We start from the raw sequence: 14,911 nt of genomic DNA, 5'->3' as shown, positions 1-14,911 counted from the left end.
GGGGTGGGGCCCGGGCCGGGCCTGGGGGCTGGCCGGTTATTGACCCTGAGATTCGCGCAGGCCGGTTTCCGGCGGCGCCGCTCGGTGTTTCGCGCCGATGACGAAGGCGTCCGGGCTGTTACGGGGTGATGAACTGCGACGGACGACCGCAGCCAGCGATCGAGGAACCAACGCGGCGAGCAGCCGCCTGCCCGGACCGGCGCCGGCCCACGCGGCGCCGGTCCGGGCACAAAAGATGACCGGCCGCGGCAGCACCCGGGTGACCTGGCTGGGGGAGCCTGATCGGGCTACACGGGGTGGCTGCCGCGGCCGGGACCGGGGGCGGCCGCGAGGGCCGTCAGACGGCCTCCGCGGCTTCCGGGAGCCGGGAGGCGAGGTGGTCGGTCAGCCGGACGATCTCGGCGACGTCGCCGTACTCGCGCGCGGCGGTGTCGACGGTCTTGCGCAGCCGGGTGTTCACCCGTTCGGACCGCACCTTTCCCGCCACGTCGAGGGCCTTGTCGACGAGGACGGCGGCCTGCTCGGGCTCACGCTGGAGCAGGTGGACGGTGGCCATGCCGATGAGGTTGAGGGCGTAGGAGCGTTGGTGCTCCTGGTCCTTCTCGAAGAGGGCGACGGCCCGCTCCATCACGGGTTCCGCGAGTGAGGCGTACATGGGGCTGCGGCCGGCCACGTAGGCCAGGTCGCGGAACGAGTGGGAGTTCTCGCCGTTCAGTTCGGCCTCGGAGAAGAAGCGGATCCAGTCCGGTTCGGGCTCGCCGCCGAATCCGACGTCCCCGAAGGTGTCCTCGGCCATGCGGACGGCCCGGTTGCAGCGGCTGGGCTGGCCCATGTTGGCGTACGCGCGGGCCTCCATCGCATACAGCATGGCCTGGGTGCGCGGGCCCGCGCAGTCGCGGCTGCCGTACTGCGCGAGGTGGATGAGCTCCAAGGCGTCCTCGGGGCGGCCCAGGTGGATCATCTGGCGGCTCATGCTGGAGAGGATGTACGAGCCGAGCGGCTTGTCCCCGCCCTCCTTCGCGGCGTGCAGGGCGAGGACGAAGTACTTCTGCGCGGTGGGGTGCAGGCCGATGTCGTAGCTCATCCAGCCGGCCAGTTCGGCGAGCTCCGCGGCCACCTTGAAGAGCCGTTTCATGACGGGCGCCGGGTGGCTCTCCTGGAGCAGGTCGGTCACCTCGTGGAGCTGGCCGACGACGGCCTTGCGGCGCAGTCCGCCCCCGCACTGGGCGTCCCACTGGCGGAACATGACGGTGGTGGCCTCCAGGAGGCCGAGTTCCGGTTCGGACAGCCGGGGCGGCCGGTGTCCCCCGAGGGCGCCGGCCGCCCCCGCCTCGCGCGGTGCCGGATCGGCGGCCGGGACCGGGACGAGCCAGCGCTGCATGGGCTCGATGAGGGCGGGGCCGGCGGAGAGGGCGAGGGAGGTCCCGAGGAAGCCGCGGCGGGCCAGCATCAGGTCGCTGCGGGAGAACTCGCCGAGCAGCTCGATGGTCTGCGGGCCGGCCCAGGGCAGGTCGACGCCGGAGACGGACGGGGTCTGGTGGGCGGTGCGCAGCCCGAGCTGTTCGATGGCGACGACGGAGCCGAAGCGCTCGGAGAAGAGCTCGGAGAGGATCCTCGGGACCGGCTCGCGGGGCTGCTCGCCGTCGAGCCAGCGGCGGACCCGGGAGGTGTCCGTGCTGATGTGGTGGGCGCCCATCTGGCGGGCCCGCCGGTTGACCTGGCGGGCGAGCTCGCCCTTGGACCAGCCGCTGCGGACGAACCAGGAGGTCAGTTGTTCGTTGCGGGCGGCAGCGCCCGGGATCTCCGGTTCCGCGTTCGTTCCGCTTGCGCTGCTGCCGCTCACTGGAACGCCCCCATCCGCTCAGGCCTCTTCACACGAAACCCTGGCGGGGGCGGCGGCCGCCGCCACGGACCTTCACGAGTCCTTCACACCTTGCCTCCGGCATACCCACGAACGGGCCTGCCTTCCGGGTTCGTGCACCGAAAGTAATCCTACGATCACCCCTGCGGGGAGCCCGAATCCAGAAACGCCACCATTCGCCACCCCTTTGAATGAACTCGCCACCGCCGGGGCGCGATTCACTTGACAGGGAGGCGGAACGACCGGTTGGACAGGAGTGCGCTCCGGGCGCGCGCGGCGAGGAGTGCGCCGTGCCGGTTCACCCGGATCCGTGCGGGACGACCGGTCCCGCCCCCGTCGTAACCACCGGCGCGTCCAACCCGTTGGAGGGGGCATGGGCATGGGCTTCACGATCGGCGGCAGCCGCAGCACCAAGGAGTTCCGATCCGGCTCCCGGCGCCGCGGCCGGACGTCGGAGTGCACGGCGGTGGCGGAGTACACCGGCCTGTGGGGCTGGGACGTGGTCCCGGGCGCCCGGGCCGCGGCTCCCGCCCGCGACTGCTCCTGCGGCCGGGCGCAGTGCGGCGCGCCCGGGGCGCACCCGCTGCCCCTGGCGCCCACCGTCCCGGCGGGCGCCACCCTCGACGAGGTCACGCAGACCTGGGGCGAGTACCCGGGCGCGGCCGTCCTGCTGCCGGTGGGCCGCAGCTTCGACCTCATCGAGGTGTCCCAGGAGGCCGGGCGCCGGGCGCTGGTCCGGCTGGAGCGGATGGGCCTGCCGCTGGGCCCCGTCACCGCCACCCCGGACGGCCGGGCCCAGTTCTTCGTGGCCCCGGGCGCGGCGGCCGAGCTGCCGCAGCTGCTGTACCGGATGGGCTGGGACGACGCCGACCTGGACCTCCACGCGCAGGGCCTCGGCTCCTTCCTGACCGCGCCCCCGTCCGACCACGCCGGGCTGGGTCCGGTGAGCTGGCTGCGCCCGCCCGCGCTCGATTGTGCGGGCGGCCTGCCGCAGGCCCGGCTCCTGCTCGGCACCCTCGCCTACATCTGCCACCGCCTGCGCCGCTGATCCCCGTACGCATGCCAGTGCCCCCCGTCTCCGGCCGGAGACGGGGGGCACTGGCATGCGTACGGGGCAGGGGCCGGGGTCAGTCGCCGATCAGGGCGTCGACGAAGGCCTCCGGCTCGAAGGGGGCCAGGTCGTCCGGGCCCTCCCCCAGGCCGACGAGCTTGACGGGGACGCCCAGCTCGCGCTGCACGGCGACGACGATGCCGCCCTTGGCGGTGCCGTCGAGCTTGGTCAGCACGATGCCGGTGATGTCCACGACCTCCGCGAAGACGCGGGCCTGGGTCAGGCCGTTCTGCCCGGTGGTGGCGTCCAGGACCAGCAGGACCTCGTCCAGCGGGCCGTGCTTCTCCACGACGCGCTTGACCTTGCCGAGCTCGTCCATGAGGCCGGTCTTGGTGTGCAGGCGACCGGCGGTGTCGATGAGCACCACGTCGGCGCCCTCGGCGATGCCCTCCTTGACCGCGTCGTAGGCGACAGAGGCCGGGTCCCCGCCCTCGGGACCGCGCACGGTCCGCGCACCCACCCGCTCGCCCCAGGTCTGGAGCTGGTCGGCGGCGGCGGCGCGGAAGGTGTCGGCCGCGCCGAGCACCACGCTGCGGCCGTCGGCAACGAGCACGCGGGCCAGCTTGCCGGTGGTGGTGGTCTTGCCGGTGCCGTTGACGCCGACCACCATCACGACGCCCGGGGTGTCGGTGCCGCTCTCGGTCTTCACCGCACGGTCGAAGTCGGTGCCGACCAGCGTCAGCAGCTCCTCCTTCAGCAGCGCGCGCAGGTCGGCCGGGGTGCGGGTGCCGAGCACCCTGACCCGCTCGCGCAGCCGGTCCACCAGCTCCTGCGTGGGCACGACACCGACGTCGGCGATGAGGAGCGTCTCCTCGATCTCCTCCCAGGTGTCCTCGTCGAGGTGTTCGCGCGAGAGCAGCGTGAGCAGGCCCTTGCCGAGCGAGTTCTGCGAGCGCGCGAGGCGCGCCCGGAGCCGTACGAGGCGGCCGGCGGTGGGCTCGGGAACCTCGATCTCGGGCGCGGGCGGGGCCGCGACGACCGGGTCCTCCACGGCGACCGGCGACTGGACGGCCGTCTCCGCGTCGGGGAGCTCGACCTCCTCGATCGTGCGACGGGGCTCTTCCGCCGTCGGTGCGGCGTCCTCCCCCACCTGCGGTTCGGCGGGCGGGGCAGTGATGGTCGGCGTGCTGGGCGGTGCCGGAGGCGGCAGCTGCTTCTTCTTGCGGCTGCTGACCACGAGCCCGCTGATCGCGCCGACCGCGACCAGGGCGATGACTACGACAAGGATGAGGATGTCCATAACCCCACCAGTATCGGACACGGGCGCTCCGGAGCCGGGTCCCCGGCGTTTCCCACCGGCCCGTAAGTCGCGGTTTGTGGTTTTCGCGCGGAAGCGGTGATGATGGGCGACTCCCCCGTTTGGCCCCTTCTGCCCATGGAGTAGTGCATGCCCGCCGAGCCCGCCGAGCCCGCCGACGGAGCGCTGGAGACCCGCGGCCTCGAACCCGTTCCGGACTCCGAGCGCGGTGGGCGGGTCCGCGAGCTCGTACCCACCTGGGTCGCCGCCAACATCAGCGTGCTGCTCCTGACGATGGGCGCCGGCCTGGTCATCTTCAACGGGCTCAACATCTGGCAGGTGCTGGTCGTCGCTATCGCCTCGCCCGTCGTCTCGTACGGGCTCGTCGGCCTGATCTCGATCGCCGGCAAGCGCGGCGGAGCCCCCGGCATGGCGCTCTCCCGGGCGGTGTTCGGGCAGCGCGGCAACCTGTTCCCGGGAGCGCTGATCTGGGTCGCCCGGTGGGGCTGGGAGACCATCAACGCGGTCAGCGGCGCCTTCGCCGTGCTCACGGTGCTGGGCCTGCTGTTCGGAGTGAAGAAGAACACGCTTCTCGTCGTGGTCACCCTGCTGCTCTTCGTGGGCTGCACCTTCCTGGTCTCCGGGCTCGGCATCGGCGCGCTGCGCGTCTGCTCGACCTGGTCGACGTACCTCTTCGGTGCCTTCAGCGTGCTCGTCCTCGGCTACCTGGTCGTGGAGAGCGACTGGTCCGCCGTCTTCGCGAAGCCGGCCGGCTCGACGGCGATGACGGTCGCGGGGATCGGGACCATCGCCGCGGGCGGGATCAGCTGGGTCCCCTCCGGCCCGGACTTCACCCGCTACCTGCCGCGGACGGCCTCGTCCAGAGGGATGGTCGGCGCGACGATCGGCGGCGCGGCCGTGGTCGTCATCCCGATGGTGCTGATGGGCGCGGTCATGGCCGTGGGCACCCCGGACCTGGCGAGCGCGCAGGATCCGGTCTCCTTCATCGGCAACCTGCTGCCCATCTGGATCGCGGTGCCGTACCTGCTCATCGCGCTCGTCGGGATGCTGTTGATCAACTCGATGTCCATGTACTCGGCCGGCTTCACCGCGCAGACCCTCGGCATCCGGGTCCCGCGCGCCTGGGCCGTCAGCGTCAACGCCGTGATCAGTCTGGTGTTCGGCTTCCTGCTGATGGTGGTGGCCACCAGCTTCTTCGGGTCGTTCATCTCCTTCCTGACCCTGCTGGCGGTGGCCTTCTCGGCGTGGATCGGCGTCTTCGGCGTGGACATGCTCCGCCGGACCCGGTACGACGCCGCCGCGCTGCTGGACACCACCCCGTCCAGTGCGTACTGGTACCGGGGCGGGTTCGCCTGGCAGGCGATGACCGCCTGGGGCCTGGCGCTGGCGGTGGGCCTGCTGTTCACCGAGGTCGACTGGTTCGGCGGGCCGCTCGCCGGCACCTGGGTGGGGCGCAACGGGCTGGGCTGGGCGGCCGGCATCCTGACCGCAGGTCTGCTGTACGCCGTTCTGCCGCGCACGGAGTCCGCGGCGCCGGCCGCCGGCGCCGCAGAGCGCGAGCGCGAGCCCGAGCGCGAGCCCGAGCCCGCCGGAAACCTGTCCAACTGACGCTGCGTCAGCTAACGTCCCCCTTCGCCCGCCCTCGTCCGGCGGCCTCGCGAAGGGGGACTTCCGCATGCCCGTCACCGTGGCCCGGTTCAATCTCGTCGACCCGAACGGCACACCCGCCTCCCTCTCCGCCCGCTACAAGGCGGCGCTGGAGATGGCGCGGTACGCGGACGACCGGGGCATCGACACCGTCCAGACCGAGGAGCACCACGGCGCCGGCAACAACTGGCTGCCCTCGCCCTTCGCCTTCGCGGGCGCGGTCTTCGGCGCGACCCGGCGGATCGCCGTCACCGTCTCGGCTGTCATCGGCCCGCTGTACGACCCTCTGAGGGCCGCCGAGGACATCGCGGTCCTCGACCTGCTCAGCGGGGGCCGCCTCGTCACGGTCGCGGGCATCGGCTACCGGCCGCAGGAGTACGAGCAGCACGGCGTCGCGTGGTCGCGGCGCGGCCGGCTCCAGGACGAGCTGCTGGAGACCTTGCTGAAGGCGTGGACCGGCGAGCCCTTCATCTTCCGCGGCCGCACGGTGCGGGTCACCCCGACGCCGTTCACCCAGCCGCACCCGCTGCTCCTGGTCGGCGGCAGTTCCGAGGCGGCGGCCCGGCGGGCGGCCCGGCTCGGGCTGCCGTTCTTCCCCAGCGCGCACCTGCCGGAGCTGGAGGCGTACTACACCGCGAAGCTGGCGGAGTACGGGACGGAGGGCTTCTGCATGATGCCCGCGGCCGAGACCCCGCTACTGCACATCGCCGAGGACCCGGACCGGGTGTGGGCGGAGCACGGGGCCTGCTTCCTGCACGAGGCGGCGACCTACGCGTCCTGGCAGTCGAAGGAGATCCGCAGCGCGGTGCGGTCGGCCGCCCGCTCGGTGCCGGAACTGCGCGCGGAGGGCGTGTACCGGGTCCTGACCCCGGACGAGGCGGTCGCCTTCGCCCGGACCGCGGGCGAGGCGGGGAACCTGGTCCTGCACCCGCTGTGCGGCGGGATGCCGCTGGACGAGGGCTGGCGCAGCCTGCACCTGTTGTGCGAACAGGTGCTGCCCCGGCTCAAGGACTGAGCGGGGCAGCACCTGCTGCGAGAGGAGAGGGGTGGTGGCGGGGATGGTTACCCCATCTCCTCCAACGCCTTGCCCTTCGTCTCCGGCACCCACTTGAGGATGAAGGGGATCGAGAGCACGGCGAAGACCGTGTAGATGACGTACGCGCCCGACAGGTTCCAGTCCGACAGGGTGGGGAAGCTGACCGTGATCACCCAGTTGGCGACCCACTGGGCGGCGGCGGCCACGCCGAGGGCCGCGGCGCGGATGCGGCCGGGGAACATCTCGCCGAGCAGCACCCAGACCACCACCCCCCAGGACAGGGCGAAGAAGAGCACGAAGAAGTTGGCGGCGACCAGGGCCACGATGCCCTGCGCGTGGGGCAGGGCGATGTCGTCGCCGACGCCGGACTTGTACGAGAAGGCCCAGGCGGCCAGGCCGAGCGAGACCGCCATGCCGGCGGAGCCGATCAGTGCGAGGGGTTTGCGGCCGATCCGGTCCACGAAGACCATCGCGATCACCGTACCGATGATGTTCACGACCGAGGTCTCGAAGGAGTACAGGAACGAGGAGCTCGGGTCGATGCCGACCGACTGCCACAGCGAGGAGCTGTAGTAGAAGATCACGTTGATGCCGACGAGCTGCTGGAAGAGGGACAGGCCGATGCCGATCCAGACGATCGGCAGGAAGCCGAAGCGGCCGCCGAGCAGGTCCTTGAAGGTCGACTTCACCTCGGAGTGGATGGCGCGGTCGATCTCGCGGACCCGGGCGTCGGCGTCGATGCCCTGGCCCTCGACCTCACGCAGCACCGTCTTGGCCTTCTCCATGCGGCCGACCGAGACGAGGAAGCGCGGGGACTCCGGGATGGCGAAGGACAGCAGACCGTAGAGCGCGGCGGGGACGACCATGACGCCGAGCATCCACTGCCAGGCTTCCAGGCCGCCGATGTCGCCGCGCTGGTCGCCGTCGGCGAGGTTGAGGATTCCCCAGTTGACCAGCTGGGACACGGCGATGCCGATGACGATCGCCGCCTGCTGGAAGGAGGCCAGCCGGCCGCGGTAGGCGGGCGGAGAGACCTCGGCGATGTAGGCGGGACCGATCACGGAGGCCATGCCGATGCCGAAGCCGCCGATGACCCGCCACATGGCCAGGTCCCACAGGGCGAACGGCAGCGCGGAGCCGAGGGCGCTGGCGGTGAAGAGGACGGACGCGATCTGCATGCAGCGAATGCGGCCGATCCGGTCGGCGATGCGGCCGGCGGTGGCCGCGCCGACGGCGCAGCCGATCAGAGCGGCGGCGATCACCTGGGCAAGGGTTCCGGAGCCGACGTCGAAGCGGTCGCGGATCGCCTCGACGGCGCCGTTGATGACGGAGCTGTCGTAGCCGAAGAGGAAGCCGCCCATGGCAGCGGCCGCGGTGATGAAGACGACGTGGCCGAGGTGGTCGGGCCGGGCCGCGCTCCCACCGCCTGGCGCGGGTGCGTTCGCTGTGCTGGTCAAGGTGCGCTCCTGGGCCCGGCGGCGACGGCGGGCGGTGTGGGGATCTCGTCGGTGCTCGTGTTCCTCTAGTGGCGCACAGCAAACTGTTCGCCACCACGTGAACGTCGGACACGGCACAGCGAAGCTTATGACTTCACTTTCTGAAGTCAATAGGCCCGGAGGTACACGCGAGGTGCAGCGGGATGGATAAGTGCGTTCACTACATGAACAATGGGCCTTAGCGCAGTCGCTGGCTGATGACCTTCGAGACGCCGTCGCCCTGCATGGAGACTCCGTAGAGCGCGTCCGCGACCTCCATCGTCCGCTTCTGGTGCGTGATGACGATCAGCTGGGAGCTCTCCTGGAGCTCCTCCATGATCCGGATCAGCCGCTGGAGGTTGGTGTCGTCGAGCGCCGCCTCGACCTCGTCCATCACGTAGAACGGGCTGGGCCGGGCCTTGAAGATGGACACCAGCAGCGCGACGGCGGTCAACGACCGCTCGCCTCCGGAGAGCAGCGAGAGCCGCTTGACCTTCTTGCCGGGCGGCCGGGCCTCCACGTCCACGCCGGTGGTGAGCATGTGGTCGGGGTCGGTAAGGACCAGCCGGCCCTCGCCGCCGGGGAACAGCCGCGAGAACACGCCCTCGAACTCGCGGGCGGTGTCCCGGTACGCCTCGGTGAAGACCTGCTCGACGCGCTCGTCGACCTCCTTCACCACCTGGAGCAGATCGGCGCGGGTCTTGCGCAGGTCCTCCAGCTGCTCGCTCAGGAACCGGTGCCGCTCCTCCAGGGCGGCGAACTCCTCCAGGGCGAGCGGGTTCACCTTGCCGAGCTGCTGGTAGGCGCGCTCCGCCGCCTTGAGCCGCTTCTCCTGCTGGGCCCGTACGAAGGGGCCCGGCCGGTTGCGCGGGTGCTCGGGGTCCTCCGGCAGCTCCTCCCCGTCGGCGGGCGGGCTCGGCGGCACCGGCTGGTCGGGCCCGTACTCGGCGGTCAGGGCGGCCGCCTCGATCCCGAACTCCTCCAGGGCCCGGCCCTCCACCTGCTCGATGCGCAGCCGCTTCTCGGCGCCGAGGACCTCGCCGCGGTGCACGGAGTCGGTGAGCTTGTCGAGCTCGGCCTTCAGGTCGCGCCCGCGGGTGCGGGCCTCGCCGAGCTCCCGCTCGCGCAGGCCCTTGGCGTGCTCTGCGGCCGCGCGCTCCTGTTCGGCCCGGAGCAGCGACACCTCCAGGTGCGCGAGGAGCTGGCGGGCCCCGTCGCCGACGGCCCGGGCCACCTGGACCTCGTGGCGCAGCCGTGCGCGGCGGCGCTCGGCGCGGGTGCGGGCCTCGCGTTCCGCCCTGGCCGCCCGGTCGAGTGCGTCGGCCCGGCCGGCCAGGCCCTTGACCCGCTCCTCATGGGTCCTGAGCTGGAGCCGGGCCTCCATCTCGGTCTGCCGTGCGTTGGCCCCGTCGGCGGCGAGGCGGTCGCGCACCGCCGTGTCGGGCTCGTCCTCCACCGGCATCTCCTCGGCGATGGCGAGCCGCTCGGCGCACTCCTCCACCTCCGCCAGCGCCTGCTCCAGGGCGTCCTGGGCCTTGGCCGCGGCGGCGGCGCTGCGCTCGGCCTCGCCCGCCGCGCCCTTCGCCTGCCCGGCGAGCCGTCCGAGCTGCTGGGCCACCCCCGCCCGGGCCTGCTCGGCGGCGCGCCGCCGCTCGCCGGTCTCCTCGACCTGCGCGGCGAGTTCCCGGCGCAGCGCCGTGGCCGCCTCCCGGGCCTCGGCGAGGTCCCTGCACTCGTCGTCGAGCCGGGCCAGTTCGGCGGTGGCCTCGTCGACGGCGGCCTGAACCTCGATCAGGCTGGGCGCCCCGGCGGAACCGCCCTGTGCATGGTGCGCGCCGAGCACGTCTCCGTCGAGGGTCACGGCGACGAGGTCGGGCCGCTCACCGACCAGCGCCTCGGCCTCGGCCAGCCCCTGGACGACGACGTGGTCGCGCAGCAGCCGCGCCACGGCCGCCTCCAGCCCGCCGTCCCCCCGCACCACGGCTGCGACGGCGACACCCTGCCGGGGCAGCCCCCGGTCGCCCGCGGGGCCCGTTCCGTGCGTGGCGCCCTGGCCGGAGCCCGGCGCGTCGGCCGTACGGCCCGCGCCCTGCCCCGGCACCAACGGCTCGCCCGTGCCCTCCACGGGCTCGCGTACGCCGCCGAGCAGGCCGGGCGCCACCGAGCACGCAGCACTCCCTACGCGGGACCCGGACTCGGCCGGTCCACCGGCATCCGCCCCGCCCGGCGGACCCGCCGCGGACACGGAGGCCTGCCCGGAGCCCGACGCGCCGACCGCCGGGCCGGTCTCCCGCCCCGGCAACGCCGGACCGGCCGACGTGTCGACCGCCCGCGGGGCGGCGAGGTCGGCCGCGGCCAGGGCGGCGGGCTCGGCCACGCCCCGGGCCGCGAGCTCGGCGCCGTCCCGGGAAGGGGGGTCGGCCGGGTGGTGGGCGGCGGGCTCGGCAGCATTACGGGCGGCGAGGTCGGCCGCGGCCCGAGCCGCGAGGTCGGCCGGGTGGTGGGCGGCGGGCTCGGCCGCGTCCCGGGCGGCGGGCTCGGCGCCGTCCCGGGTAGCGGGGTCGGCCAGGTCCCGGGTAGCGAGGTCGGCCGCGTCCCGGGCGCCGGGCGCCGACGGCGGGGAGACGGGAGTCGGGTCCGAGGGCCGGGGATGCGGCGGGCCGATCGGCAGTGGGGCCACGGCGATGAGGAAGGCGGCCTTGCCGGCGTCCGTGTCGCGCAGGTGGCGCATGGCCTCGGCGGCCGCCCCCGGCGAGGCCACCGCCAGCGCGTCCGCCGCGGAGCCGAGGGCCGCGGCCACCGCCGCCTCGTACCCCGGGGCCACCGACAACCGCTCCGCCGCGGGTCCCAGCAGGCCCGTCAACCGCTCCCGCGCCGTCAGGAGCGCCCCCGTGCCGTCCTTCCTGCGGAGCCCGAGCGCCAGTGCGTCCCGCCGGGCCGAGACCGCCGCCCGCGAGCGTTCGGCCGCGGCCAGGGCGTCCCGGGCCCCGCTCAGGGCGGCCTCCGCCTCGGCCAGCCCGGCCCGCGCCGTCTCGTACGCCTCGTCCGCCGAGGCGTCCTCCAGGCCGCCGACCTCGTCGGCCAGCGCCTCGTACTCGGCCTGCGCGGCGGCCGCCCGGGACTCCGCCTCGTCGCGCGCCGCCACCAGCCGGTCGATCTCGGCCTGGGCCGCGCCCGCACGGGACCGGGCCGCGCCCAGCCGTCCGGTCAGGCGGGCCAGGCCCTCACGCCGGTCTGCGATGGCCCGCGCCGCGTCCCGCAGCCGCCGTTCCTCCTCGGCGAGGGACCGCTCCAGCTCCGCCCGGTGCTCGACGGTGTCCTCCAGCGCGCGCGAGGCCGCCTCCAGCGCCGCCGTCAGCTCCGCCTCCTGCTCACGGATCCGCGCGGCCTCGCGTTCCAGGTCCTCCGGGTCGCGGCCCCGCCGCTCCTCCTCCCCCGGAGCCGAGGCCGACTTGACCCGTGCGTCGGCCAGGGACGCGGTCCCCCGTACCCGCTCGGCGAGCTGCGACAGCTCGTACCAGGTCTGCTGCGCACGCTGCAGGCGCGGCGTCAGCTGCCGCACGGCCTCCTCCAGTTCGGCCTCGCGCCGCAGCGCGTCCGCGAGCTGGGCCTCGGCGGCCTCCTTGCGCTCCTTCAGCGCCGCCTCGTCCGCGATCTCCGCGTCCAGCGCGCCCCGCAGCGTGACCAGGTCGTCGGCCAGCAGCCGCAGCCGCGCGTCGCGCAGGTCGGCCTGGATCACGGCCGCCCGCCGGGCGACCGCCGCCTGTCGTCCCAGCGGTTTGAGCTGGCGGCGGAGCTCGTCACCCAGGTCCTGGACGCGGGAGAGGTTGGCCTGCATCGCGTCCAGCTTCCGCAGCGCCTTCTCCTTGCGCTTGCGGTGCTTCAGCACCCCCGCCGCCTCCTCGATGAAGGCGCGGCGGCCCATCGGGTCGGCGTGCAGGACGGAGTCCAGCTGGCCCTGCCCGACGATGACGTGCATCTCGCGGCCGATGCCGGAGTCGGACAGCAGCTCCTGGATGTCGAGCAGACGGCACGTGTCACCGTTGATCTGGTACTCGCTGCTGCCCCCGCGGAACATGATCCGCGTGATGGTGACCTCGGCGTACTCGATCGGCAGGGCGCCGTCGGAGTTGTCGATGGTCAGGGAGACCTCGGCCCGCCCGAGCGGCGGGCGGCCGGTGGTGCCCGCGAAGATGACGTCTTCCATCTTGCCGCCGCGCAGGGACTTGGCCCCCTGTTCGCCCATGACCCAGGACAGGGCGTCCACCACATTGGACTTTCCCGAGCCGTTCGGCCCCACCACACACGTGATGCCGGGCTCGAAGCGCAGGGTCGTGGCGGAGGCGAAGGACTTGAAGCCTCGCAGGGTCAGGGACTTGAGGTGCACGCCGCCGGACTCTACCTTTCACCTCCGGTTTCACCCATGAAGGTGCAGGGCACAACTGACGTCACACGGAGTGTGGTGCGGAAAGAGAGAAGGGACGCCGAAGCGTCCCTTGCAGATCCTGCGGGGCTGGAATCGAGCAACGAGTGAGCGGATCAGGTGAGCGCAGGCTCCGCCTGGGGTACGTCGATGTCGATGCGGTCCAGCAGCGAGTCTCCGTGCTGAGCGGCGGCCGCGTTCAGCGCGTCGTTTTCGGACTGAATCCGTACGAGCTCGGACTCAAGGTCCTGGACGCGCTGCTGAAGCCGTCGCATCTCGGCGAGGAGTCGCGGGTCGGAGCCGCCGACGTAACCGAGAAGCGCCTTTGCCATGATGGATGGTCCTCCACACTGAGTGACCGACCGAAGCGGTGTGGGTCGTGAGGGAATCGCACCCGCGGATGTCCGGCAGCAACTGTCAGTCACTGCGCGCGTTCTCTTGTTAACACGCCTACTGCCAACACTGCCAAACAGCTCAGGTGCGCGGGGCTTCCAGCGTCTCACCAAAAAGTTTGACGGTCAACACGATCACGCCCCGTATCGGCGGGCAGCCCGGCGCTCGCAAGGGACATGGAGATCGTCCGCTTCTTCGAGCCTTCCACGGATCGCATCCCGCGGCAACGTGTCGACGGCGAACGCGCAGATCCGACCGTGTGGAGGGGGTCCGGCGATGTGATCAGTACATGATCAGCGGATCGCTCAGCGGATCTCGAAGCCGTCGTAGCCACCGCGCGGTGTGCCCCAGATCTCTGTCACTCCGTCGACCCGCCCGGGCGTGTCGGCGGAGCGCAGCCAGTCGAGCAGCCGGTGGCAATTCTCACGTTGACCTTCGGCCACCACCTGCACTCGCCCGTCGTCGAGGTTGAGCGCGAAACCGGCGAGCCCTCCGATCTCCATGGCATTGGCCCTGGTGAACCAGCGGAAGCCCACGCGCTGTACACGGCCGCGCACCCAGGCGGTCAGGCGGACATCTTCGTTCATGCGCGAACGCTAACCGGGCTGCCACCTTCCGCCCGCATCGCCCCCCTTGTCCCATGGCGTACAGTCGCGCACCAATGAACTCACCCATTTGGGCGAGTAAAGGATGATCTTCACCCGCCAGGAAGGTACGCGCCGATGGGACGCCACCGACTCCCCGCCGAGCCGCGCCGCGCCGGCAAGGGCCGCATCGCTGCCCGCAACGGCCTGATCGGCATCTCGGTGGCCGTCGTCCTCGGCACGGCCGCCGTCACCACCGGCATGGTGCCGGTCGGCGGCTCCTTCCCCTACGTAGGGGTCGGCAGCGGCGGCTCGGACGACCGTACGCAGGCCAAGGCCTCGCCCACCCCCGTCTCCGCGGTGGAGCAGCAGGGCGGCCTCGCCAACCTGTCCGGCCGCGCCTCCGCCGCCCCCGGCGGGGCGAGCCCCTCCCCGTCGGCGTCCCCCTCTCCGTCGGCCTCTCCCTCGCCTTCGGCCTCGCCCAGCCCGTCCGCGTCCGCCTCCGCGACGCCCTCCGCCGCCGCCAAGGCGCCCGAGAAGCCCGCGGCCGTCCCGGTCCCCCCGAAGCCGGCCGCACCCAAGCTCGCGGTCCCCAAGCCGCCGGCCCCCCAGCCCGTGGCCCCCAAGCCGCCGGCTCCCAAGCCCCCGGCCCCGCCCGCCCCGCCCGCCGGGGACGGCCACTCCGCCGAGGAGGCCGCCGTACTGGCCCTGGTCAACCAGGAGCGGGCCCAGGCCGGCTGCGGTCCGGTCCGGGCGAACCCGCCGCTCGCGGCGCTGGCCGGCGCCTTCAGCAAGGACATGGCCACCCGGGGCTTCTTCGACCACACCGACCCCGACGGCAACACCCCGTGGGACCGCGCCACCAAGGCAGGGCTCTCCGGTCTCGGCGGCGAGAACATAGCCCGGGGACAGGGTGACGCGGCCGCCGTGATGAACGCGTGGATGAACAGCCCCGGCCACCGGGCGAACATCCTCAACTGCGAGTTCCGCACCCTGGGCGTCGGCGCGTACTTCGCGGACGGCGGCCCCTGGTGGACCCAGGACTTCGGCTTCTAGCCGGCCGTCCCGACCCGCCCGTGTGTGTGTGCGCTATCCAATCGAAAGCGCAAGCTGTCGGTCAGCG

At 72.9% G+C, this 14,911-nt stretch carries 10 protein-coding genes; 4 read left to right on the top strand and 6 right to left on the bottom strand.

Annotated elements, in window-relative coordinates; genetic code table 11:
* Window positions 1-337: 337 nt before the first annotated feature.
* Window positions 338-1,843: a transcriptional repressor NsdA gene (gene nsdA, locus AC0666_RS29340; protein WP_468963430.1), complete on the bottom strand. Its 1,506-nt coding sequence runs from the start codon at window positions 1,841-1,843 to the stop codon at window positions 338-340.
* Between the two features lie 397 nt (window positions 1,844-2,240).
* Between nsdA and AC0666_RS29335 the strand changes: the two genes are divergently transcribed.
* Window positions 2,241-2,909 carry a bifunctional DNA primase/polymerase gene (locus tag AC0666_RS29335; RefSeq protein WP_468963429.1) on the top strand — a complete coding sequence of 223 codons (669 nt, stop codon included), beginning with the start codon at window positions 2,241-2,243 and terminating at the stop codon, window positions 2,907-2,909.
* 79 nt (window positions 2,910-2,988) lie between these two features.
* Here the strand turns inward: AC0666_RS29335 and ftsY are convergent, their stop codons facing one another.
* Window positions 2,989-4,212 carry a signal recognition particle-docking protein FtsY gene (gene ftsY / locus AC0666_RS29330; protein ID WP_468963428.1) on the bottom strand — a complete coding sequence of 408 codons (1,224 nt, stop codon included), beginning with the start codon at window positions 4,210-4,212 and terminating at the stop codon, window positions 2,989-2,991.
* Between the two features lie 147 nt (window positions 4,213-4,359).
* On the opposite strand from ftsY, the gene AC0666_RS29325 reads away from it, so the two are divergent.
* Window positions 4,360-5,838: a cytosine permease gene (locus AC0666_RS29325; protein ID WP_478708665.1), complete on the top strand. Its 1,479-nt coding sequence runs from the start codon at window positions 4,360-4,362 to the stop codon at window positions 5,836-5,838.
* A 67-nt stretch (window positions 5,839-5,905) separates the two neighbouring features.
* On the top strand, window positions 5,906-6,892 hold the full coding sequence (locus AC0666_RS29320; RefSeq protein ID WP_468963426.1) for an LLM class flavin-dependent oxidoreductase: 987 nt from the start codon (window positions 5,906-5,908) through the stop codon (window positions 6,890-6,892).
* Window positions 6,893-6,939: 47 nt separating this feature from the next.
* Here AC0666_RS29320 and AC0666_RS29315 read toward each other — a convergent pair whose 3' ends face one another.
* The 4 genes from AC0666_RS29315 to AC0666_RS29300 form a co-directional block, all read right to left on the bottom strand.
* Window positions 6,940-8,370 carry a sugar porter family MFS transporter gene (locus AC0666_RS29315; RefSeq protein WP_468963425.1) on the bottom strand — a complete coding sequence of 477 codons (1,431 nt, stop codon included), beginning with the start codon at window positions 8,368-8,370 and terminating at the stop codon, window positions 6,940-6,942.
* A 217-nt stretch (window positions 8,371-8,587) separates the two neighbouring features.
* Window positions 8,588-12,775, bottom strand: coding sequence for an AAA family ATPase (locus AC0666_RS29310; RefSeq protein ID WP_478708664.1), 4,188 nt, complete (start codon window positions 12,773-12,775; stop codon window positions 8,588-8,590).
* Between the two features lie 152 nt (window positions 12,776-12,927).
* Window positions 12,928-13,143, bottom strand: a complete 216-nt coding sequence (locus AC0666_RS29305; RefSeq protein WP_030162422.1) for a hypothetical protein — start codon at window positions 13,141-13,143, stop codon at window positions 12,928-12,930.
* 366 nt (window positions 13,144-13,509) lie between these two features.
* On the bottom strand, window positions 13,510-13,791 hold the full coding sequence (locus tag AC0666_RS29300; protein ID WP_468581220.1) for an acylphosphatase: 282 nt from the start codon (window positions 13,789-13,791) through the stop codon (window positions 13,510-13,512).
* Window positions 13,792-13,926: 135 nt separating this feature from the next.
* Between AC0666_RS29300 and AC0666_RS29295 the strand changes: the two genes are divergently transcribed.
* Window positions 13,927-14,844, top strand: a complete 918-nt coding sequence (locus AC0666_RS29295) for a CAP domain-containing protein (RefSeq protein WP_468963423.1) — start codon at window positions 13,927-13,929, stop codon at window positions 14,842-14,844.
* Window positions 14,845-14,911: the final 67 nt, after the last annotated feature.

The organism is Streptomyces sp. NPDC043680 (assembly GCF_056436685.1).
This window is presented reverse-complemented; position numbering and strand designations above follow the sequence as displayed.

Bases quoted from the DNA above. Each gene is read 5' to 3' on its own strand.
- AC0666_RS29335 (WP_468963429.1), top strand. From the start codon at position 2,241: ATGGGCTTCACGATCGGCGGCAGCCGCAGCACCAAGGAGTTCCGATCC.
- ftsY (WP_468963428.1), bottom strand. From the start codon at position 4,212: ATGGACATCCTCATCCTTGTCGTAGTCATCGCCCTGGTCGCGGTCGGC.
- AC0666_RS29325 (WP_478708665.1), top strand. From the start codon at position 4,360: ATGCCCGCCGAGCCCGCCGAGCCCGCCGACGGAGCGCTGGAGACCCGC.
- AC0666_RS29320 (WP_468963426.1), top strand. From the start codon at position 5,906: ATGCCCGTCACCGTGGCCCGGTTCAATCTCGTCGACCCGAACGGCACA.
- AC0666_RS29305 (WP_030162422.1), bottom strand. From the start codon at position 13,143: ATGGCAAAGGCGCTTCTCGGTTACGTCGGCGGCTCCGACCCGCGACTC.
- AC0666_RS29300 (WP_468581220.1), bottom strand. From the start codon at position 13,791: ATGAACGAAGATGTCCGCCTGACCGCCTGGGTGCGCGGCCGTGTACAG.
- AC0666_RS29295 (WP_468963423.1), top strand. From the start codon at position 13,927: ATGGGACGCCACCGACTCCCCGCCGAGCCGCGCCGCGCCGGCAAGGGC.